Source organism: Nocardioides zeicaulis, assembly GCF_042432345.1.
Classification (GTDB): domain Bacteria; phylum Actinomycetota; class Actinomycetes; order Propionibacteriales; family Nocardioidaceae; genus Nocardioides; species Nocardioides zeicaulis.
Genome location: NZ_JBHLXH010000001.1, coordinates 2,455,974 through 2,475,190, shown reverse-complemented (window position 1 = coordinate 2,475,190; position 19,217 = coordinate 2,455,974). Strand labels below are relative to the sequence as shown.

18 protein-coding genes and 1 tRNA gene are annotated in these 19,217 nt (G+C 71.9%); 5 read left to right on the top strand and 14 right to left on the bottom strand.

From position 1 onward, the window contains the following. The 4 genes from rhaS to ACFFJG_RS12115 form a co-directional block, all read right to left on the bottom strand. Positions 1-1,028 (bottom strand): rhamnose ABC transporter substrate-binding protein (rhaS, locus tag ACFFJG_RS12130; RefSeq protein ID WP_378518986.1); only part of this gene is annotated, 1,028 nt, incomplete at its 3' end. A gap of 22 nt (positions 1,029-1,050) precedes the next feature. Then, a complete protein-coding gene (locus tag ACFFJG_RS12125; protein ID WP_378518985.1) occupies positions 1,051-2,079 on the bottom strand; it encodes an ABC transporter permease in 1,029 nt (342 codons plus the stop codon). Continuing rightward, positions 2,076-3,158: an ABC transporter permease gene (locus tag ACFFJG_RS12120; RefSeq protein ID WP_378518984.1), complete on the bottom strand. Its 1,083-nt coding sequence runs from the start codon at positions 3,156-3,158 to the stop codon at positions 2,076-2,078. Before ACFFJG_RS12120 ends, ACFFJG_RS12125 begins: the two co-directional genes overlap by 4 nt. Next, positions 3,155-4,663: a sugar ABC transporter ATP-binding protein gene (locus ACFFJG_RS12115; protein WP_378518983.1), complete on the bottom strand. Its 1,509-nt coding sequence runs from the start codon at positions 4,661-4,663 to the stop codon at positions 3,155-3,157. Before ACFFJG_RS12115 ends, ACFFJG_RS12120 begins: the two co-directional genes overlap by 4 nt. A 144-nt stretch (positions 4,664-4,807) precedes the next feature. Here ACFFJG_RS12115 and ACFFJG_RS12110 point away from each other — a divergent pair, with 144 nt between their 5' ends. Next, entirely contained in the window at positions 4,808-5,821 is a 1,014-nt protein-coding gene (locus ACFFJG_RS12110; protein ID WP_378518982.1) for a LacI family DNA-binding transcriptional regulator, read from the top strand. On the opposite strand, the gene ACFFJG_RS12105 is transcribed toward ACFFJG_RS12110, so the two are convergent. The 3 genes from ACFFJG_RS12105 to ACFFJG_RS12095 are packed head-to-tail and all read right to left on the bottom strand — an operon-like array spanning position 5,781 to position 8,482. Beyond that, complete coding sequence (locus tag ACFFJG_RS12105; protein WP_378518981.1) at positions 5,781-6,263, bottom strand: MarR family winged helix-turn-helix transcriptional regulator; 483 nt, start codon at positions 6,261-6,263, stop codon at positions 5,781-5,783. The genes ACFFJG_RS12110 and ACFFJG_RS12105 overlap by 41 nt on opposite strands. Positions 6,264-6,281: 18 nt before the next feature. Further along, complete coding sequence (locus tag ACFFJG_RS12100; protein ID WP_378518980.1) at positions 6,282-7,718, bottom strand: MFS transporter; 1,437 nt, start codon at positions 7,716-7,718, stop codon at positions 6,282-6,284. 50 nt (positions 7,719-7,768) lie between these two features. Next, entirely contained in the window at positions 7,769-8,482 is a 714-nt protein-coding gene (locus tag ACFFJG_RS12095) for an SDR family NAD(P)-dependent oxidoreductase (protein WP_378518979.1), read from the bottom strand. 56 nt (positions 8,483-8,538) lie between these two features. On the opposite strand from ACFFJG_RS12095, the gene ACFFJG_RS12090 reads away from it, so the two are divergent. The 3 genes from ACFFJG_RS12090 (at position 8,539) to ACFFJG_RS12080 (ending at position 10,075) form a co-directional block, all read left to right on the top strand. Next, positions 8,539-8,820: a DUF427 domain-containing protein gene (locus ACFFJG_RS12090; protein ID WP_378518978.1), complete on the top strand. Its 282-nt coding sequence runs from the start codon at positions 8,539-8,541 to the stop codon at positions 8,818-8,820. A gap of 39 nt (positions 8,821-8,859) precedes the next feature. Continuing rightward, the gene (locus ACFFJG_RS12085) at positions 8,860-9,123 is read left to right on the top strand and encodes a DUF1905 domain-containing protein (RefSeq protein ID WP_378518977.1); all 264 of its coding nucleotides are present in this window, start codon (positions 8,860-8,862) and stop codon (positions 9,121-9,123) included. Between the two features lie 208 nt (positions 9,124-9,331). Beyond that, a complete protein-coding gene (locus ACFFJG_RS12080) occupies positions 9,332-10,075 on the top strand; it encodes a PAS and ANTAR domain-containing protein (protein ID WP_378518976.1) in 744 nt (247 codons plus the stop codon). Here the strand turns inward: ACFFJG_RS12080 and ACFFJG_RS12075 are convergent. Then, a tRNA-Thr gene (locus ACFFJG_RS12075) sits at positions 10,044-10,116 on the bottom strand. The two genes, ACFFJG_RS12080 and ACFFJG_RS12075, sit on opposite strands and share 32 nt — an antisense overlap. Positions 10,117-10,254: 138 nt before the next feature. On the opposite strand from ACFFJG_RS12075, the gene ACFFJG_RS12070 reads away from it, so the two are divergent. After that, positions 10,255-10,698, top strand: coding sequence for an OsmC family protein (locus tag ACFFJG_RS12070; protein WP_378518975.1), 444 nt, complete (start codon positions 10,255-10,257; stop codon positions 10,696-10,698). Between the two features lie 28 nt (positions 10,699-10,726). Here ACFFJG_RS12070 and ACFFJG_RS12065 read toward each other — a convergent pair whose 3' ends face one another. From ACFFJG_RS12065 to topA, 6 genes are all read right to left on the bottom strand, one after another. Then, the gene (locus ACFFJG_RS12065) at positions 10,727-12,286 is read right to left on the bottom strand and encodes an alpha/beta hydrolase (protein WP_378518974.1); all 1,560 of its coding nucleotides are present in this window, start codon (positions 12,284-12,286) and stop codon (positions 10,727-10,729) included. Beyond that, positions 12,283-13,464, bottom strand: coding sequence for a DNA polymerase III subunit delta' (locus ACFFJG_RS12060; protein WP_378518973.1), 1,182 nt, complete (start codon positions 13,462-13,464; stop codon positions 12,283-12,285). The genes ACFFJG_RS12065 and ACFFJG_RS12060 overlap by 4 nt, the downstream gene beginning before the upstream one ends. Beyond that, complete coding sequence (gene tmk / locus ACFFJG_RS12055; RefSeq protein WP_378518972.1) at positions 13,461-14,099, bottom strand: dTMP kinase; 639 nt, start codon at positions 14,097-14,099, stop codon at positions 13,461-13,463. The genes ACFFJG_RS12060 and tmk overlap by 4 nt, the downstream gene beginning before the upstream one ends. A 38-nt stretch (positions 14,100-14,137) precedes the next feature. Continuing rightward, a complete protein-coding gene (locus tag ACFFJG_RS12050) occupies positions 14,138-15,592 on the bottom strand; it encodes a Vgb family protein (RefSeq protein WP_378518971.1) in 1,455 nt (484 codons plus the stop codon). 58 nt (positions 15,593-15,650) lie between these two features. Beyond that, positions 15,651-16,370, bottom strand: coding sequence for a hypothetical protein (locus ACFFJG_RS12045; RefSeq protein WP_378518970.1), 720 nt, complete (start codon positions 16,368-16,370; stop codon positions 15,651-15,653). A gap of 81 nt (positions 16,371-16,451) precedes the next feature. Further along, on the bottom strand, positions 16,452-19,172 hold the full coding sequence (topA, locus tag ACFFJG_RS12040) for a type I DNA topoisomerase (RefSeq protein ID WP_378518969.1): 2,721 nt from the start codon (positions 19,170-19,172) through the stop codon (positions 16,452-16,454). Positions 19,173-19,217: the final 45 nt, after the last annotated feature.

Here is a 19,217-nt window from a genome sequence, read left to right as displayed (position 1 = left end):
ATGTTGGACTTGTCGAAGGTGAAGGGCTCGCCGAGCAGGACGGTGCCGTCGGCGCCGACCTCGAAGGTGCCGAGGTCGCCGGCCTCGAAGGAGTCGCCCTCCTCGCCGGTGATGTCACCGTCGACCAGAGCGGCCGCCGCGAAGGTGGCCAGGTAGCCCAGGTCGCCCGGGTTCCACAGCGCGAACGAGGTGACGGTGCCGTCCTCGACGTACTCGCGCATCTGGTTGGGGGTGCCGAGGCCGGTCAGCGCGACCTTGCCCTTGTACTGGCTGTCGGACAGGTAACGCGCCGCGGCGGCGATGCCGACCGTGGTGGGCGAGATGATGCCCTTGAGGTCGGGGTGGTTCTGCAGCAGCGCCTCGGTCTGGTCGAAGGACTTCTGGTCCTCGTCGTCGCCGTAGACGGTGTCGACGAGCTCGATGCCGGAGTAGTCCGGGTTGTCGGCCAGCTCCTTCTCCATCATGTCGATCCACGCGTTCTGGTTGGTCGCGTTGGCCGAGGCCGACAGGATCGCGATCTCGCCCTTGCCGCCGATCTGGTCGGCGATCAGCTCGAGCTGCTTCGACGCGATGCCCTCCGCCGTGGCCTGGTTGATGAACAGGTCGCGGCAGTCGGGGTTGGTGTCGGCGTCGAAGGTCACGACCTTGACGTCGGCGCTGCGGGCCTCGTCGATCGCGTCGCAGAGCGCATCGGGGTCGTTGGCCGAGAGGATCAGGGCGTCCTTGCCCTGCTGGGCGACGGTGTTGATGTAGGAGACCTGCGCGTCGGGGCTGGCGGTGTCGGGACCGACCTCCTCGAAGTCCGCGCCGATCTCGTCGGCCGCCTTCTCGGCACCGTCGGTGCTGGTGTCGAAGTACGCGTTGCCGAGGTTCTTCGGCAGCATGGTGATGCTCAGGTCACCACCACCGCCGCTGCCACCGGCGGAGCCGCCGTCGCCGCCGTCGTCGCCACCGCACGCGGTGAAGGCGAAGGACGCCGTGAGCAGCAGCGCGGCGAGGGCTGCGGGCCGCCTCTTCTGGAACTTCATCTGTGTCTACCTCTCGGATGTCTCAGACGCCGGCGGTCGCCGGGTCCTTGCTGGGTGCCTTGCGGGGCAGCCGCGAGCCGGCCCACCCAAGGACGCTGGGGAGGATCACCGAGGCCACCAGCAGGAGGCCGACGATGATGTTGGTGACGTTGACCGTCACCGACTCCAGGCGGAGTGCGCTGGAGATGACGCCGATCAGCACGACCCCGGCGAGGACGCCGTGGAGCCGGCCGCGGCCGCCGAAGATCGAGACGCCGCCGAGCAGCACCGCCGCGATCACCTGGAGCTCGTAGCCCGTGGCGTTGTCGCCGCGTGCCGAGCCGTAGCGGAGCGTGAAGTAGATGCCGGCCAGGGCCGAGACGACACCGGAGAGCAGGAAGAGGACCAGCTTGGTGCGGGCCACGTCGACGCCGGTGAAGCGTGCCGCCTCGTCGTTGAGCCCGATCTCGTAGACGCCGCGGCCGAAGGTCGAGAAGTGGAGCAGCACGGCGAACGCGACGGCGAGGACGGCGAAGGGGATCATCACCAGCGGGATCCGGGTCTCGCCGATCGTGTCGGTGGCGAGGTCGGCCCACCTCTCGGTGAAGTCGGTGATCGCCTTGGTGCCGAGCAGGCCGACGGCGATGCCGCGGAACAGCGCGAGCGTGCCGATGGTGACCGCCAGCGACGGCAGCCCGACGTAGGCGATGAGGAAGCCGTTGAGGGCGCCGCACGCCAGGCCGGCGAGCAGCGCCAGCAGCGCGGCCGTCGGCACCGAGAACCCCGCGTCGTGGAGCACGCCGAGGAGCACGCTGCTCAGGCCCATGATGCTCGCCACCGACAGGTCGATCTCGCCGGTGATGATGATCAGCGTCATCGGCAGCGCGATCAGCAGGATCGGCGCGATGTCCTGCAGCAGGAACTTCAGCGTCAGCGGCCCGTCGAAGTTGGGCACGTTGGCCAGCGAGTAGAGGACCACCGCGGCCGTCAGGACGATCACGGCCGTCTCGCGGGTCAGCAGCCAGCGCTTCCACAGCGGCGCCGAGTAGTCGGCGTACGTCCGGGTGCTCATGCGTGGTCCCTCGATTCTGCGAGCTTGCGGGCCTGGCGCCGGGACAGCACGCGGTCGAGGACGATCGCGCCGAGGATCAGCACGCCGACCACGGCGCGCTGCCAGAAGTCCTCGATGCCCAGGCTGGGCAGCGCCCGGTTGATGGTGATGAGCAGGAAGGCCCCGATGGCCGCGCCCCAGACCGTGCCGCTGCCGCCGAAGATGGCGATGCCGCCGATCACCGCCGCGGCGACCGCCTGCAGCTCGATGCCGGAGCCGACGCTCGAGCTGACCGTGCCGTAGCGGGCGGTGTAGAGCACGCCGGCGAGACCGGCCAGCGCGCCGCTGAGGACGAAGGCGGCGAGCAGGCGACGGCACACGGGCAGGCCGTAGAGGACCGCGGCGTCGGGGTCGGAGCCGATGGCGTAGAGCTCGCGGCCACCTCGCGCGGTGTGCAGGTAGTAGCCGACCGCAGCGAGCACGACGACCGCGATGATCGTGAGGACCGGGATCCCGACGACGGTGCGGGTGCCGAGGGCGAGGAAGTCGCGGGGCAGGTCACCGGCGTTGATCCGGTCGCTGCCGGCCCAGGTGAGCATGATCCCGCGGTAGATGTAGAGGGTGCCGAGGGTGATCACCAGCGCCGGCACCTTGCCGTAGGCCACGAGCAGGCCGTTGACCAGGCCGAGCGCGCCGCCCAGGACCAGGCAGGCCAGCACCACCACGACGATCGGCAGGTTCGGCTGCTCGACGAAGAGCCGGCCGGTCAGGTAGGCCGTCAGCGCCATGGTGGACCCGACCGACAGGTCGACGTTGCGGGTGATGATCACCACCGCCTGGCCGACGGCGAGGAGCAGCAGGATCGACGGGTTGAGCAGGAAGTTGCGCCAGCCGTCGGAGCTGAAGAGGAAGCCGTTGTTCTTGGTCGTGGCCAGCACGACCACGGCGACCAGCACGAGGAAGATCGAGAGCTCGCGCGAGCGCAGGACGGTGGTCAGGGCACGGCGTCCGGGCGAGAGCCGGCTCGGCTCGACCAGCAGCGCCTCGCCCGTGGACACCTCGGCCTCGGGCCGGGGGCGCTCGACGTCGGTGTGGCTCACTGGGCGTCCTCCAGGTGGTGGGTGGCCGCGTGCATCACGGCCTCGGGGGTGGCGTCGGCGCGGTCGAGCTCGGCGGTGATCCGCCCCTCGCACAGCACGAGCACGCGGTCGGCCATGCCGAGGACCTCGGGCAGCTCGGAGGAGATCATCAGGATCGCCAGGCCCTGCCCGGCGAGCTCGGAGAGCAGCCGGTGGACCTCGGCCTTGGTGCCGACGTCGATGCCGCGGGTCGGCTCGTCGATGATCAGCAGCCGCGGGTCGGTGGCCAGCCACTTGGCGATGACCACCTTCTGCTGGTTGCCGCCGCTCATGGTGGCGGCGGTCATGTCGAGCGCGCTGGTCTTGACCTCGAGCCGGCCGGCCCACGGCCCCGCCGCGCGGTTCTCCATCGCGCCGGTGAGGAGCCCGGCGCGGGCGATCCCGCGGCGGATCACGGCGGCGACGTTGCTGCTGACCGAGGAGTCGATGACCAGGCCCTGCTTGCGGCGGTCCTCGGGGATGAAGGCCATGCCGGCGCGGATCGCCGCGCGGGGGTCGCGTGCCTTGACCGGCTTGCCGGACATCGTGACGGAGCCGGCGTCGTAGCCGTCGACGCCGAAGACCGCGCGGGCGACCTCGCTGCGGCCCGCGCCGACCAGCCCGGCCAGGCCGACGATCTCGCCGGCGCGGACCTCGAGGTCGACGTCGTGGAAGACGCCGGCGCGGGTCAGGCCGCGGACCTGCAGGACCGGCTCGCCGATCTCGGCGGCGACCTTCGGGAAGAGCTCGTCGACGTCGCGACCCACCATGAGCGAGACCAGCTCGGACGGCGTGGTGTCCTCGACGCGACGGGTGTCGACGTAGGAGCCGTCGCGCATCACGGTGACGGTGTCGCAGAGGGCGAAGACCTCGTCGAAGCGGTGCGAGATGAAGACGAGGGCGCGACCCTCGTCGCGCAGGCTGCGGGCGACGGCGAAGAGCCGCTCGACCTCGACGCCGCTGAGGGCGGCGGTCGGCTCGTCCATGACGAGCAGCCGGGCGTCGAGGGAGATGGCCTTGGCGATCTCGATGATCTGCTGGTCGGCGATCGAGAGCCCCTCGGCCGGGCGGCGCGGGTCGATCCGCACCCCGAGGCGGTCGAAGAGGCGCTCGGCCTCGGCGACCATCGCGTGGCGGTCGATGCGGCGGCCGCGGGCCAGCGGCTGGCGGCCCATGAAGATGTTCTCGGTGACCGACAGGTCGGGGAACAGGGTCGGCTCCTGGTAGATCACCGCGACGCCGGCCTGCTTGGAATCGGCGGTGGAGCCGAAGTCGACGGCCTCGCCGCCGAGCGTGAAGACCCCGCCGTCGCGTCGGTGCACCCCGGCGACGACCTTCACGAGCGTCGACTTGCCGGCGCCGTTCTCGCCGATCAGCGCGTGGATCGAGCCGGCGTCCACGCGCAGGCTGCCCGAGCGCAGGGCGACCACGGGGCCGAACGACTTGGACACGTCGTCGAGCTCGAGGACCGGTGCTGCGGTGGCCATGGTGCTCCTTCGTTGAAAGGTTTCAACGAAAGGTAGGTGAGGGCCGTCACACGTGTCAAGCGTCACTGGGTCACGAATTGGTCGCACATGTCGTACGCTCCGGACGGCAGCGTTCATCGTTTCAACGCACGGGAGGGGAGCGTCGTGGCACGTGCCTCCTCCGTCAAGGACGTCGCGGCCCGTGCCGGGGTCTCCCTCGGCACCGTCAGCAACGTGCTCAACCGGCCCGAGCGGGTCTCCCCCGCCACCCGGTCCCGTGTCGAGGACGCGATGCGCGAGCTCGGCTTCGTCCGCAACGAGTCCGCGCGCCAGCTGCGCGCCGGTCACAGCCGCACGCTCGCCTACGTCCTGCTCGACGCCCGCAACCCGTTCTTCACCGACGTCGCCGAGGGTGCCGAGCGCGCTGCCGAGGACGCCGGCCTGTCCCTCTTCCTGTGCCACTCCGACAACCGCGCCACCCGTGAGAGCGACTACCTCGCCCACCTGGTCGAGCAGCGCGTGCAGGGCGTGCTGGTCACGCCCGTCGACCCGCAGGCTCAGGTGCTCAGCGACGTGCGCCGCAACGGCACCCCGTTGGTCATCGTCGACCGCACCCGCCAGGACGAGGCGTTCTGCTCCGTCGCGGTGGACGACGTCCTCGGCGGCCGGCTCGCCGTCGAGCACCTCGTGGAGCGTGGCCACACGCGGGTGGCGTTCATCGGCGGACCGGAGACGATCGGCCAGGTGCGCGACCGCCTCGCCGGCGCCCGCGGTGCGTGGGCCGACGCCGGGCTCCCCGACGACCAGCTCACGGTCGTCGCGACCGAGGGGCTGACGGTCGTCGAGGGACGCTCGGCCGGCGAGCGGGTGATGGGGATGAGCAACCGGGTCCGGCCGACCGCCGCGTTCTGCGCCAACGACCTGCTCGCCCTCGGCCTGCTCCAGCAGCTCAGCACGGCCGGGGCGTCGGTCCCGGGTGACCTCGCGATCGTGGGCTACGACGACATCGAGTACGCCGCGGCCGCCGCGGTGCCGCTCACGTCGGTGCGCCAGCCGCGCCAGGAGCTGGGCCGCCGGGCCACCGAGCTGGTGCTCGACGAGGCCGAGAACCCCGACCACCACCACCAGCAGCTGGTGTTCACCCCCGAGCTCGTCGCACGTCGCTCGACGCTCGGCTGAGCCCTGCCCCGCGCCCGGCACCGATCGCGGCGTCGATCGCGTCGTTGAACCCGGCCAGGTCCGCGGCGAGCCGCGCCACCGAGCCCTCCCCGAGGGTGTCCACGATCGCGCGCAGGCCCTCGGCCCGCGCCGTCGACTCCGCCCGGTAGGACGCCGCGCCGGCGTCGGTGGCCCGCACCAGCATCCCCGGGCAGCCGGGCTCGGCGTACCGCTCGAGCAGGCCGTGGCCCTCGGCGGCGTGGACCTGGCGGTTGATCGTCGACTGGTCGAGCTGGAGCTGGTCGGCCAGCCCGCGCAGGGTGTGCGGACCGTGCTCGACCACGACCCACAGGATCCGGAACGCCGAGACGTCCAGGCCGGTCACCGACGCCGTGGTCTCGCGCAGGCGGCCCAGGCGGACGAGCTCGTGGCGCAGGGCGGCGAGGGTGTCGTCGGTGACCACGGCCCCGGGCCCCGGGCCTCAGGCCTCGGCCGCGGCGAGGTCGGCGCCGATCGCGTCGCGGCGGCGCCGGACGGTCGGGACGAACGCCGCGATCGCGACACCGACGAAGGCGGCGACCGCTCCGATCACGAAGCACCAGCGGAACGCCGACTCGGTCGGCACGGCGACGCCGCCGAGGTCGACGGTGCTGCTCGTCAGCACGGTCGCCATCACGGCCGCGGCCAGCGTCGTACCGGTCGAGCGCATCAGTCCGTTGACGCCGACGGCGGAGCCGGCCTCGTGCGCCGGCACGGAGTCGAGGATGAGCGTGGGCATGGCGGCGTAGCCGATGCCGACGCCGGCCGAGGCCACGCAGGAGGCGACGAGCAGCTGCCAGGGTGCGGCCATCATCACCAGGGCCACGAGGTAGCCCGCACCGAGCACCGCGGCGCCGATCATCAGCGTCGCCTTCGGGCCGAGGCCCTTCATCAGGCCGCTGGAGACGGGCGCGAAGACCAGCATCATCAACCCGCCCGGGGCCATCCAGAGGCCCGCGGCGAGGATCGACTGGCCGAGGCCGTAGCCGGTCGCCTCGGGCATCTGCAGGAGCTGCGGCACCACGATCGACTGCGCCATCATGCCGAAGCCGACGGCGACCGCCGCGAGGTTGGTGAGCAGCACCGCCGGCGAGGCGGTGGTGCGGAGGTCGACGAGGGGCTCGTCCTGACGCAGCTCGAAGGCGCCCCACGCCACCAGCGCGACCACGCCGAACACGAGGAACGACCAGGTCAGGGAGTCGTCCCAGCCCCAGGTGCTGCCCTTGGAGACGCCGACCAGGAACGACGAGAGGCCGACCGCGAGACCGAGCGTCCCGGCGACGTCGAGCGTGCCGGACGAGCCGTCGTGCACGTGCGGCACGGCGAACCAGGTCAGCGCCGTGATGACCGCGGCCAACCCGGAGGCGACCCAGAACAGCGTGTGCCAGTCGCCGGAGTCGGCGATCCACGCCGCCAGCGGGAGGCCGATCGCACCGCCGACTCCGAGCGTGGCGCTCATGGTGGCGACGCCTGTGGAGGCCATCTCCGGCGGGGCGAACTGGCGGATGAACGAGATGCCCACCGGGATGAAGCCCATCGCGAGGCCCTGGAGCGCACGCCCGGCCAGGATCGGGGCGAGCGAGTCGGACACCGCGCAGACCGCAGACCCCAGGAACAGCAGGGCCGCGCTGGCGGTCAGCACCCGCTGCTTGCCGACCATGTCGGCGATGCGACCGGCGACCGGCATGGTCACCGCGGCCGCCAGCAGGGTGATGGTGATGACCCACGACGCGTTCGACGCCGAGGTGTCGAGGAACTGCGGGAGCTCGCTCTGGATCGGGATCACCATGGTCTGGGTCAGCGCGACGCTGAGGCCGCCCGCGCACAGGACGGCGATGGCCAGTCCGGGGCGGGCGGCGGTGGGGACGGGGGAAGGCATCTGTGCAACCTACACACGGTTGCGTTCGACAACCAATTCGGCCCGGGCCGTCAGCGGACCCCGGTGCGCTCGGCGAGGTGGTCGAGCACGGTCTGCTGGAACTGCGGGTCGAGCGTCGACCGGTGCGGCGCGCGGGTCGCGTGGTGGTGCCAGTAGCCACCGGTGGGCGGGTCGATGTCCCCCTCGGGCGCGGTCGCCAGCCAGACCTGCGTGCGGTGGCCCTCGACGAGGTCGTCGGGCGCGCCCGCGCCACCCATCCGCGTGGGCACCCAACCGGGGTCGACGGCGTGCCAGAGGGTGTCCGGTCGCTGCCCAGTCCGCTGCCCCGCCCACGCCATGACCAAGGTGGTGACCCACAGCTTGGTGTCGGAGTAGCTGCCGCCGCGGGCGAGGTCGGTGCTGCCCGAGAGGTGCATGCCGCTGCTCAGCACGACCGAGCGTGCGGGTGGCCGCATCAGGACCGACAGCACGTAGGGCGCGACGACGTTGACCTGCGTCGCCAGCGAGCGGTCCATGGTGCCGGCGTTGTGGACGACCGCGTCGAACCGGCCGAAGTGGTCGAGCTCCTCGGCCAGCGCGATCGTCGCGTCGAGGTCGGACAGGTCGGCGTACGCCGTGCCGTGCACGCGCTCCAGCACGCCCGGGTCCTCGACCCGCTCGGCGCTGCGCGCGTGGAGCACGACGTCGTGACCGTCGTCGAGCAGGGCGGACGCGGTCGCGAGGCCGAGGCCGGTGGACGCGCCGGTGACGAGGACGAGGCTCATGGCCCCAGTGTGGCGCGGACCGCCTGACCCCTTGTGCGTCGCGCCACACTGGAGCCATGAAGGCAACCTGGAACGGCGTCACGGTCGCGGAGAGCGACGACACGGTCGTGGTCGAGGGCAACCACTACTTCCCCGCTGGGTCGGTCCGCGAGGACGTGCTGCGTCCCTCCACCACCCACAGCACCTGCCCGTGGAAGGGCCAGGCGTCCTACTACTCCCTCGAGGTCGACGGGAAGGTCAACCCCGACGCCGCGTGGTACTACCCCGACCCGAAGCCTGCGGCCGCGGAGATCAGCGGGCGGGTCGCGTTCTGGAGGGGTGTCGACATCACCGACTGATCCCGTAGCGTCTCGCCACCCGACCCGAAGGAGCCAGGCATGGCCGTCTTCCGCACCGTCCTCGAGGCCACCGGCGGCAACAACGTCGGCATCGTCGTGCCCGAGGAGGTCGTGCTGTCCTTCGAGCGCGGCAAGCGCGTGCCGGTGCTCGTGACGATCGACGGCGACTACTCCTACGCCACGACGATCGGCGTGATGGGCGGGCGCTACCTGGTCTCGTTCAACGCCGAGACCCGCAAGAAGACCGGTCGCGGCGCTGGCGACGAGGTCGAGGTCGAGCTGGTCGTCGACCCCGCCCGCTGACGGTCCCTTCGGGTGGGCTAGGCCGGACTGGCAGCATCGTCGCCCGCGTGGTCGGGTACGGGAGCGCACGCCCGCCGCAGGATGCGCGCATGCACGGGGGTCCAGGTCCGGGTGGTCAAGAAGCGGCGGCCCGGACCGTCCGTGCGCGTCCACGGGCACGTCGCTCACGCCAGTTGAGCGGATCGGTCCGCGCGGGCAGAATTTCGCCATGGGCCAACGGAGGGCGGGCGACGGTTTCCTCGCGTCCCGTGCTGCGCTGGTCGGCCGCTACCGGTACCGGCCGGACACGGACGAGTGGACCTGGACCGACGCGGTGTACCGCATCCACGGTTTCGAGCCGGGGGAGGTCGTTCCGACCACCGAGCTGGTGATGCGGCACATCCACCCGGCCGACCGTCCCATGGCGTGGGAGTCGCGCGAGTCGGCGCTCGAGCGGGAGGAGCCGTTCTCGTTCCTGCACCGCATCGTGACGGCGAGGAACGGCGAGCGGGTCGTCATCGCGGCCGGTCACGTCGAGCGTGCGGACGACGGGTCGCCGGCCGTGTGCGGGCACCTCATCGACCTCACCGAGGTCCGGCACGACGCCGTGGCGGCGGAGGTGGACACGGCGGTGGCAGACCTCGCAGGTCATCGCGCGGTCATCGAGCAGGCCAAGGGCGTGCTCGTGCAGCTCTACAGCGTGGACGCGGACACGGCGTTCGCGGTGCTGCGCGCGTTCTCCATGGATGCGAACGTGAAGGTGCGTGAGGCGGCGCAGAGGCTGGTGTCCGCTGCGGCGAAGGACCTCACACCGACGAAGGGCCGTGCCCCGTCGGCGCACGACCTGCTCGAACGGCTCCAGGCGGACGCGTGCCCCGACCTGGGCGATCGCCCAGCACATGAAGACTCCCCCCAGGGTCTCGGGTCCCCGGGGGAGTCGGAGCCGCCTGTCGGAATCGAACCGACGACCTAGTCATTACGAGTGACTCGCTCTACCGACTGAGCTAAGGCGGCGTGGCCTGCGAGCAGCGCTCGACGGCCGCGGGCGAGTATACGGAGCAGCGGGCCCGGGACCGAAATCAGGCCCCCGTCCGGGTGTGGTGGGCATCGCTAGGGTCGAGGAGTCCGTTCAGACTTCAACGAGGAGGATCCATGCCCACTCGCTCCGCCCGTACCGCCTGGAACGGCGGCCTGCAGGACGGCTCCGGCCAGGTCGAGCTCACGAGCTCGGGCGTCGGCACCTACGACGTCTCGTTCCCCAAGCGCGCGGCAGATGACGCCGGCGGGACCACGAGCCCCGAGGAGCTGATCGCCGCCGCGCACTCCTCGTGCTACGCGATGCAGCTCTCGGCGCTGATCGCCGAGGCCGGCGGCACGCCGCAGGCGCTGGAGGTCACGGCCGACGTCTCGCTCGGCGAGGACAAGGAGGCCGGCGGCTTCAAGCTCACCGGCATCACCCTCACCGTGCGCGGTGAGGTCGAGGGCCTCGACGAGGCCGGGTTCAAGGACGCCGCCGAGAAGGCCAAGGCCGGCTGCCCGGTCAGCAAGGCGCTCACCGGCGTCGACATCACGCTCGACGCCGCGCTCGAGGGCTGAGCCACCCGCCGGCCGACGGCCCCGCTGGTCAGCAGCGGGTGCCGTCGTCCGGCACCGTGCCGTCGACGAGGTAGTCCTCGACGGTGGTGTCGATGCACTCGTTGCCGGAGTTGTAGGCCGTGTGGCCGTCGCCGTCGCGCTCGACGAGCACGCCGGAGTCGAGCTGGTCGGCCAGCGCCACCGCCCACTTCATCGGCGTCGCCGGGTCGCGGGTCGTGCCGAGCACCAGGATCGGCGCCGCGCCCTCGCCGCGGATGTCGAGCGGCTCCTCGCTGGAGCGCGCCTTGCTGCCGCGGCAGCCGGTGAGCCCCCACGCGAAGACGTCGCCGAAGGTGGGCGAGGCCTCCTCGAAGGCCGGGACCTCCGCCGCGACCTTGCCGAACGGGATCGAGCTCGGGTCGTCGAGGCAGTTGATCGCGTAGATCGCCTCCATCGAGTTGTTGTCGTAGGTGCCGTCGGTGCCGCGCGAGGAGTAGAGGTCGGAGAGCTGCATGAGGGCCGACCCCTTCCCGTCGAGCGCGGACGACAGGGCGGTGCTCAGCAAGAACCAGTAGTCGCGGTTGTAGAGCGGAGCCACGATGCCGTAGAAGGCGTTGCCGATCGCCAGCTCGCGGTCGCCCGCCGGCAGCGGCTGCTCCTCGATGTCGGCCAGCAGCCCCGTGATGGTCGCCAGCCCCTCGTCGACGGTGTCGCCGAGGAAGCAGTTGTCGGTGGAGTCGAGGCAGTTCTGCACGTAGGCGCGCAGCGCGGTCTCGAAGCCCGCGGCCTGGTCGAGCGACATCGTCTCGAGGTCGAGCGAGACGTCGACGGCGCCGTCGAGCACGAACCGCCCGACCTTGTCGGGGAACAGCTCGGCGTAGGTGGCGCCGAGCTTGGTGCCGTAGGAGGCGCCGAGGTAGGTCAGCTTCTCCTCCCCGAGGGCCGAGCGCAGCACGTCCATGTCGCGGGCCGCCTCGATCGTGGAGACGTGGTCGAGCAGCGCGCCGGTGTGGGCCGCGCAGGCGGCGCCGAAGCCGAGCACGGACGCCTTGTAGTCGGCGACCTCGGCAGGGGTGTCGGGGTCGGGGTCGCCGGCGACGTAGGCGTCGAGCTCCTCGTCGGTGAGGCAGTCGACCGGTGCGGAGCGGCCCGTGCCGCGCGGGTCGAAGCCGACGACGTCGAAGGCGTCGAGCAGCGGGCCGCGGAAGACCAGGCTCGCGGCGGCGGCGTAGGAGGTGCCGGGGGCACCCGGACCACCCGGGTTGACGACCATCGAGCCGATCCGGGCCCCGCGCGCGGGCACGCGCAGGAGCGCGAGGTCGATGGTCTCGCCGGACGGGTCGGCGTAGTCGACGGGGACGGTGAGGGTGCCGCAGTCCTGGTCGGCGTTGCTCTCGCACGGCGCCCAGTCGATGCGCTGGGAGTAGAGGTCGGCCAGCGCCGGCGACGGCGGCTCGGTCACCGACGGCGGGGGCGGCGTGGTGGGTGACGGCGTCGGGCGGGCGGAGGGGGTGTCCGACGAGCCGCCTCCCCCGAGCGCCAGGCCGGCCACCAGGAACGCCGACAGCACGAGCGCGAGCACCGCGAGCAGCGCCATGACCTTCTTCACGAACGACCTCCGGGCAGCCGCAGCGCGGTCGCCATCGACTCCAGTGCCAGCTGCGGCGGGACGTTGAACTCCAGCATCTGCTGGCGGGCGGTGAAGATCGCGTCGATCATGCGCAGCAGCTCCTCCGGGCTGGCACCGCGCGCCACGACCTCGACATCGGCGCGGATCTCCTCGTTGACCAGCTCTCCGGGGGCCCCGACCGCGACGGCGATCGCGTCGCGGTAGACCGAGACGAGGTCCATCAGGGCGCGGTCGATGACGTCGAGGACGCGCCTCTTGGCCTTCTGCTTCTGCTCGTCCTCCAGCGCCTTGAGGGCGCTGCGGTAGGCGCGGGACGCGAGGTCCTTGCGCTCACTGCCGAACATCGCCTGGAGCTGCTGCAGCTCGCGTCCCTCGGCGTCGGCGGTGATGGCTGCCGTCTCGGCCTTGGCGATCTCGGCGAGCTCGGTCGCCGCCGACATCACCGCGCCGATCGACGTCAGCCGCGCCGGGAGCGAGACCACCTCGCGGCGCCGGCGACGGGCGTCCTCGTCGACGCAGAGCGCCCGGGCGCGGCCGATGTGGCCCTGGCTGGCCCGGGCGGCGAACGACGCCATCGCCGGCTCGAAGCCCTGCCGGACGAGGAAGTCGGTCACCTCGGGCGCCGTCGGCGTCGCGAGCGTGACGTGGCGCGAGCGGGAGGCGATCGTGGGCAGCACGTCGGCGCGGGTGGGGGCGCACATCAGCCACACCGTGCGGGGCGTCGGCTCCTCGATCGCCTTGAGAAGCGCGTTGCCGGTGCGGGGGTTCTCCGGCGTGCCGAGGCGGTCGGCGTCCTCGATGAGGATGATCTGCCAGCGCCCGATGGAGGGGAACCGGGCCGAGGACTGCACCAGCTCGCGCATGTGGGCGATCTTGAGCACCGACGTCTCCGAGCGCACCAGCGTCACGTCGGGGTGGGAGCCGCGCATCACCAGCCCGCACGCCTCGCAGTGCCCGCACCCCGTGCCGTCGACGCACTGCAGCGCGGCCGCGAAGGCGCGCGCCACGTTGGACCGGCCCGAGCCGGGCGGGCCCGTGAACAGCCAGGCATGGGTCATCCCCTCGCCGCCCGCGGCCTGGCGCAGGACCTCGACGAGCGGACGCTGGCCGACCAGGTCGTCCCAGACCGGCCGGGTGCCGCCGGACGTGGTGGTCACGCGTGCTCCAGCAGCGGCTCGACGCGCGCCCGGACCGCGGCCGCGATGTCCTCGATCGGCGCGCGGGCGTCGAGGACGACGTAGTGCTCGGGGTCGGCGGCGGCGAGGTCGAGGAACCCCTGGCGGACCCGTTGGTGGAACCCCAGCGACTGGCCCTCGATCCGGTCGCGCTCCTCGAAGCGACCCAGCCCGGCCTCGGGCTCGAGGTCGAGGACGACGGTCAGGTGGGGCCGCAGGTCACCCGTGGCCCAGCGAGCCACCGCCTCGACCTCGGCGACGGCGAGGGTGCGGCCGGCGCCCTGGTAGGCCAGCGTGGAGTCGACGTAGCGGTCGGTGACGACGACCTCTCCCCGGGCGAGGGCCGGCAGCACGACGTGGTCGACGTGCTCGGCCTTGTCGGCTGCGTAGAGCAGGGCCTCGGTGCGGTCGGACAGGTCGCCGGTGGCGGGATCGAGGACGATGCGGCGCAGCTCCTTGCCGACGGGGGTGTCGCCGGGCTCGAAGGTGAGCAGCACCGTCTCGCCCCGCTCGACCAGCCAGTCGCGCAGGAGCCGTGACTGCGTCGACTTGCCGGCACCCTCGCCGCCCTCGAAGCAGACGAAGAGGCCGTGGTCGGAGAACACGCCTGCAGTCACGCGCACACCCTACGGGCGGGGTGGGACACCCCTGCGCGTCAGGACCGGCGGACCCTGATGGTCCGCTTCGCCAGCACCTTGCTCGAGCCCTTCGCGGTCAGCTCGACCCGCACCTTGACGACCTTGCCCGGTCGCAGCCGCTTCAGGCCCTTCTTCGACAGGGCGACCTTGACCTTCGCCTTCTTGCCTGCCCTGACGACGTAGGCCTTGCCCTCGCCGAGGGACTTCCCGCCCTTGGCCAGCTCGAGACCGACGACGCCGCGACACCCGGTGGCCGCGCCCTCGGGGCACGTCACCGGCACCGCGACCTTGCCGCGTCGCACGGACGTGACGCCCTTGACCTTCGCGATCGTGCCGACGACCGCCGCCGGGACGGGCGCGGGGGGCGGGGTGGGCACGGTCGGCGGGACGATGGTGACGCCGTCGCCGAGGTCGACGTTCGTGGTCTGGAGCTGGTCGGTGGTCACGCGCACGATCGCGTTGTTCGTCGCGTCGGTGAACCAGATGGCGCCGTCAGGGCCGAAGGTGAGCGAGGTCGGCTGGTAGTTGCCGACCGAGCTCACGGCGCCGACGCCGGTGGCCGAGACGTGCCCGATGCCGGGCACGGCGCCCGCGTTGGTGAACCACATCTGGTTGTCCGGGCCCTTGACCAGGTCCTGCGGGGCCGAGCGCGAGCCGGTGCCCCAGATCTGCGTGGCCCCGGTCGCGGCGTCGAGGTAGCCCACGGAGCCGTGGGAGGGGCTGGTGGCGAACGTGCCGGTCCAGCTGCGGGTGAACCAGATCGAGCCGACCGGGCCGGCCGCGAGGGCGTTGGGGTAGGACGCGTCGCTGGGCAGCGGGTACGTCGTCCCGCTGGCCGCGTCGGCGCCGACGTGGGTGATCGTGTCCTGCGCCTGCGGCGACCCGTTCTGGCACCACATCGAGCCGTCGGCCGCCTCGCCGAGGACGTCGTCGCACTCGGGCGAGTTGTTGTAGGCGATCGGCCCGCCGGTCGGGGTCACCACGGCGATGAAGGAGCTGCCGTAGTTCATCGTGACCCAGGCCTTGCCGGCCGGGTCCACCCGGACCTCGCCGCCGTAGGGGCAGGTGTCACCGACGCAGCCGTCGTAGTTCTCGAAGGTCCAGCTGTCGAGGAGCTGCCCGGTGCTCGAGAGCCGGACCACGTCCTCCCCGTGCTCGGTCACCACCCACACCGAGCCGTCCGGGCCGACGTCGAGGCTCTGGACCGGCCCCTCCACCGACGAGTCGGTGGGCGGCAGCGCGAACTCCTGGACCTGGCCGGCCGTGGTGATCCGGCCGACCTTGTTGGCGTCCTCCTCGGCGAACCACATGCTCCCGTCGGGAGCGGTGGTGATCCGTCCGAGACCGGCGGCGCTCGTCGGGACCGGGAAGACGGTCACCGCGGCGTCGGCGGGCGCGGTGGCGGTGAGGACCAGCAGCGGGCTCGCGAGCAGGGCGAGCGCGGCGGCACGGGCGGTCAGGGCTCGGGTCATGCCCAGTGCATGGCCCAGATCCGCGTTGCCGAAACTCAGACCAAAGGCTGAATCGGGCTCAGGCCGACATCCGCTCCCGCCACGCAGCGAACAGGAACCAGGTAGCGAGGAACGCCCACCCGCCGGTCAGTCGGCGAGCGCCCGGGCTGAGCTGTCCGCGCGCCAGCGGTCCCCCGAGCAGCAGGAACGCCAGCGCACCGATCGGTGTGCCGAGCAGCCAGATCCAGAACCACGCCCAGCGGGTCGCCCGACGCGGCTCCGGGCCCCCGACGATGAGGAGCAGCACGGCCAGCATGGCCGCAACGCACACCAGCGCGACGGTCCCGTTCGGGACCCGCCAGTCCGCGACCGTCCAGCCCGACCTCTCCGAAGGGCTCGCGTCGACGACGTCGAGGGTGGGGTCCACGGCCCGGAGCACCTCGCGGGGGTCACGGGTGGTGACGTACGACGTGTCACTCGCGCCCGCGCTGTCGCTCCCCCGCACCATCGCGACCTCGGCGTACCGGTCCCACCAGTGGTGCCACCGCACCTCCACGACCTGCACGCCCGACCAGTCACCGCCGTCGGCACGGCCACCGACCTCGACGTGCGTGACGTCGCCGTCCGCCACGCCCTCGAGCAGGGATCCGAAGCTGGTGCGCTGCGCGCCGGTGAGCAGCACGACGACCGCGACCGCCAGCGCGGCCAGTGCGATCCCGGCGCCCGTCAGCCGCCAGCGCCGGTCGAGCCACTCGTCGTGCCTCGCCGGTCGCGCCGGCAGTGTCGTCGTCTCCCCCATGGGCGGAGCGTAGTGCCGCCGGCAGGCCGGCGACAGTGGAGCGTACGGCCGGTAGGTCGGGCGGTGCGCTCCACCGTCACCTCAGGACTTCTTGGCCGGCGCCTTCTTCGCGGCGGTCTTCTTGGCCGCGGTCTTCTTGGCCGCCGTCTTCTTCGCGGCGGTCTTCTTGGCCGCCGTCTTCTTCGCCGGGGCCTTCTTGGCGCCCTTCTTCGCGCCCTTGGCGGGGCCGCGCTCGCGCCGCTCGGCGAGCAGCTCGGCGGCGCGCTCGAGGGTGATCGACTCGACGGTGTCGTCCTTGCGGAGCGTGGCGTTGTACTCGCCGTCGGTGACGTACTCGCCGAAGCGGCCCGCCTTCACGATGACCGGCTGCCCGGAGACCGGGTCGTTGCCGAGCTCCTTGAGCGGCGGGGTGGCCGCACCGCGACCGCGCTGCTTGGGCTGGGCGTAGATCGCCTTGGCCTGGTCGAGGGTGATGTCGAAGATCTGGTCCTCCGACGTCAGGCTGCGCGAGTCGGTGCCCTTCTTCAGGTACGGCCCGTAGCGGCCGTTCTGCGCCGTGATCTCAGTGCCGTCCTCGTCGGTGCCCACGATGCGCGGCAGGTCGAGGAGCTTGACGGCCTCCTCGAGGGTGACCGTGTCGAGGGTCATCGACTTGAACAGCGAGCCGGTGCGCGGCTTGGCCGACTTGGGCGCGTCCTCGGGGAGCACCTCGGTGACGTAGGGGCCGAAGCGGCCGTTCTTGGCCACGATCTGCAGGCCGGTGTCGGGGTGCTCGCCCACGACCTGCTCCTCGCCGGCCGGGTTGGCCAGCAGCTCCTTGGCCTTGGCGACGGTGAGCTCGTCGGGCGGCAGGTCGTCGGGCACGTTGGCGCGCACCGGCGCCGCGTCGCCACCGTCGGGACCCGGGCCCTCGACGTAGGGGCCGTAGCGGCCCACGCGCAGGTCGATGCCCTCCCCGATGGGGAAGGTCGCCATCTCCTTGGCGTCGATGTCGCCGAGCTCGGTGACGAGCGTCTTGAGGCCGGTCACGTCGCCGGCGCCGTAGTAGAACTCGCCGAGCTCGGTGACCCGGTCGCGGCGACCGCCCGCGATGTCGTCGAGCACGTCCTCCATCGAGGCGGTGAACTCGTAGGAGACCTGGCGGGGGAAGTGCTCCTCCAGCAGCCGCACGACCGAGAAGGCGAGCCACGCCGGGACCAGCGCGGTGCCCTTCTTGTAGACGTAGCCGCGGTTGAGGATGGTGCCGATGATCGAGGCGTACGTCGACGGGCGCCCGATCTCGCGGTCCTCGAGCTCCTTGATCAGCGTGGCCTCGGTGTAGCGCGCCGGCGGCTTGGTCTCGTGGCCCTCAGGGCTGAGCGTCGCCGCCGACACGGCCGCGCCCTCGGTGAGGTTGGGCAGGCGGGTCTCGGCGTCGTCGCGGCGCTTGGACGCGTCGTCGATGTCCTCGACGTAGGCCTTGAGGAAGCCGTGGAAGGTGATCGTGCGGCCGCTCGCGCTGAACACGACGTCGCGCCCGTCGGCGGCCGCACCGCCGAGGCGGATGGTCACCGAGTTGCCCACCGCGTCCTTCATCTGCGAGGCGACGGTGCGCATCCAGATCAGCTCGTAGAGCCGGAACTGCTCGCCGGACAGGCCGGTCTGCGCCGGCGTGCGGAAGGTGTCGCCGGCGGGGCGGATCGCCTCGTGCGCCTCCTGGGCGTTCTTCACCTTGGAGGTGTAGGTGCGCGGCGAGTCGGGGACGTACTCCGCGCCGTAGAGCTCGCGCACCTGGTCGCGCGCCGCGCCGACCGCCGCGCCCGAGAGCGTCGTGGAGTCGGTACGCATGTAGGTGATGAAGCCGTTCTCGTAGAGGCGCTGCGCGACCGACATCGTCACGCTGGCGCTCATCCCGAGCTTGCGGCTGGCCTCCTGCTGGAGGGTGGTGGTGCGGAACGGCGGGTACGGCGAGCGGCGGTAGGGCTTGGACTCCACCGAGCGCACGGCGTACGACGTGTCGGCCAGGCCGGTCGCCAGCGCCTCGGCGTCGGCGCGGCTGAGGTGGACCCGCTCACCCCTGCTCTTGAGCACGCCGGTGTTGTCGAAGTCGGCGCCCCGCGCCACGCGGACGTCGTCGATGCTGTGCAGCTTGGCCGGGAACATCCGCGGCTCGTGGCCGGTGCCGGCGTCGAAGGTGGCGTCGAGGTCCCAGTAGGAGGCGACCTTGAAGCGCATCCGCTCCCGCTCGCGGTCGACCACGAGGCGGGTCGCCACCGACTGCACCCGGCCGGCGGACAGGCCGGACATGACCTTCTTCCACAGCACCGGGGAGACCTCGTAGCCGTAGAGGCGGTCGAGGATGCGGCGCGCCTCCTGGGCCTCGACGAGGTCGTCGTTGATCTCGCGCGGGTTCTCGACCGCGGCGAGGATCGCGGGCTTGGTGATCTCGTGGAAGACCATCCGGTGGACCGGCAGGCCCTTCGGCGGCTTCAGCTCGTCGAGGAGGTGCCACGCGATGGCCTCGCCCTCGCGGTCCTCGTCGGTGGCGAGGTAGAGGGCGTCGGCGTCCTTGACCAGCTTCTTCAGCTTGGCGATGTGGCTCTTCTTGTCGCGCGGCACGACGTAGTAGGGCTCGAAGCCGTTGTCCACGTCGACCGCGAGGCGCCCCCACGGCTTGTCCTTGATCTTGGCGGGCGTGTCCGCGGCGTTGTTGGGCAGGTCACGGATGTGACCGATCGAGGACTCGACGACGTAGTCCGACCCGAGGTACCCGCCGATGGTGCGGGCCTTGGCCGGAGACTCGACGATGACGAGCTTTGCCACTTCTTCACTGCTCCCTCTTGTTGCCGCCGAGATGAGGCTCGGCGC

Bases quoted from the DNA above. Each gene is read 5' to 3' on its own strand.
- ACFFJG_RS12070 (WP_378518975.1), top strand. From the start codon at position 10,255: ATGCCCACTCGCTCCGCCCGTACCGCCTGGAACGGCGGCCTGCAGGAC.
- ACFFJG_RS12090 (WP_378518978.1), top strand. From the start codon at position 8,539: ATGAAGGCAACCTGGAACGGCGTCACGGTCGCGGAGAGCGACGACACG.
- ACFFJG_RS12085 (WP_378518977.1), top strand. From the start codon at position 8,860: ATGGCCGTCTTCCGCACCGTCCTCGAGGCCACCGGCGGCAACAACGTC.
- ACFFJG_RS12125 (WP_378518985.1), bottom strand. From the start codon at position 2,079: ATGAGCACCCGGACGTACGCCGACTACTCGGCGCCGCTGTGGAAGCGC.
- ACFFJG_RS12115 (WP_378518983.1), bottom strand. From the start codon at position 4,663: ATGGCCACCGCAGCACCGGTCCTCGAGCTCGACGACGTGTCCAAGTCG.
- ACFFJG_RS12100 (WP_378518980.1), bottom strand. From the start codon at position 7,718: ATGCCTTCCCCCGTCCCCACCGCCGCCCGCCCCGGACTGGCCATCGCC.
- ACFFJG_RS12080 (WP_378518976.1), top strand. From the start codon at position 9,332: ATGGGCCAACGGAGGGCGGGCGACGGTTTCCTCGCGTCCCGTGCTGCG.
- ACFFJG_RS12045 (WP_378518970.1), bottom strand. From the start codon at position 16,370: ATGGGGGAGACGACGACACTGCCGGCGCGACCGGCGAGGCACGACGAG.
- ACFFJG_RS12095 (WP_378518979.1), bottom strand. From the start codon at position 8,482: ATGAGCCTCGTCCTCGTCACCGGCGCGTCCACCGGCCTCGGCCTCGCG.
- ACFFJG_RS12050 (WP_378518971.1), bottom strand. From the start codon at position 15,592: ATGACCCGAGCCCTGACCGCCCGTGCCGCCGCGCTCGCCCTGCTCGCG.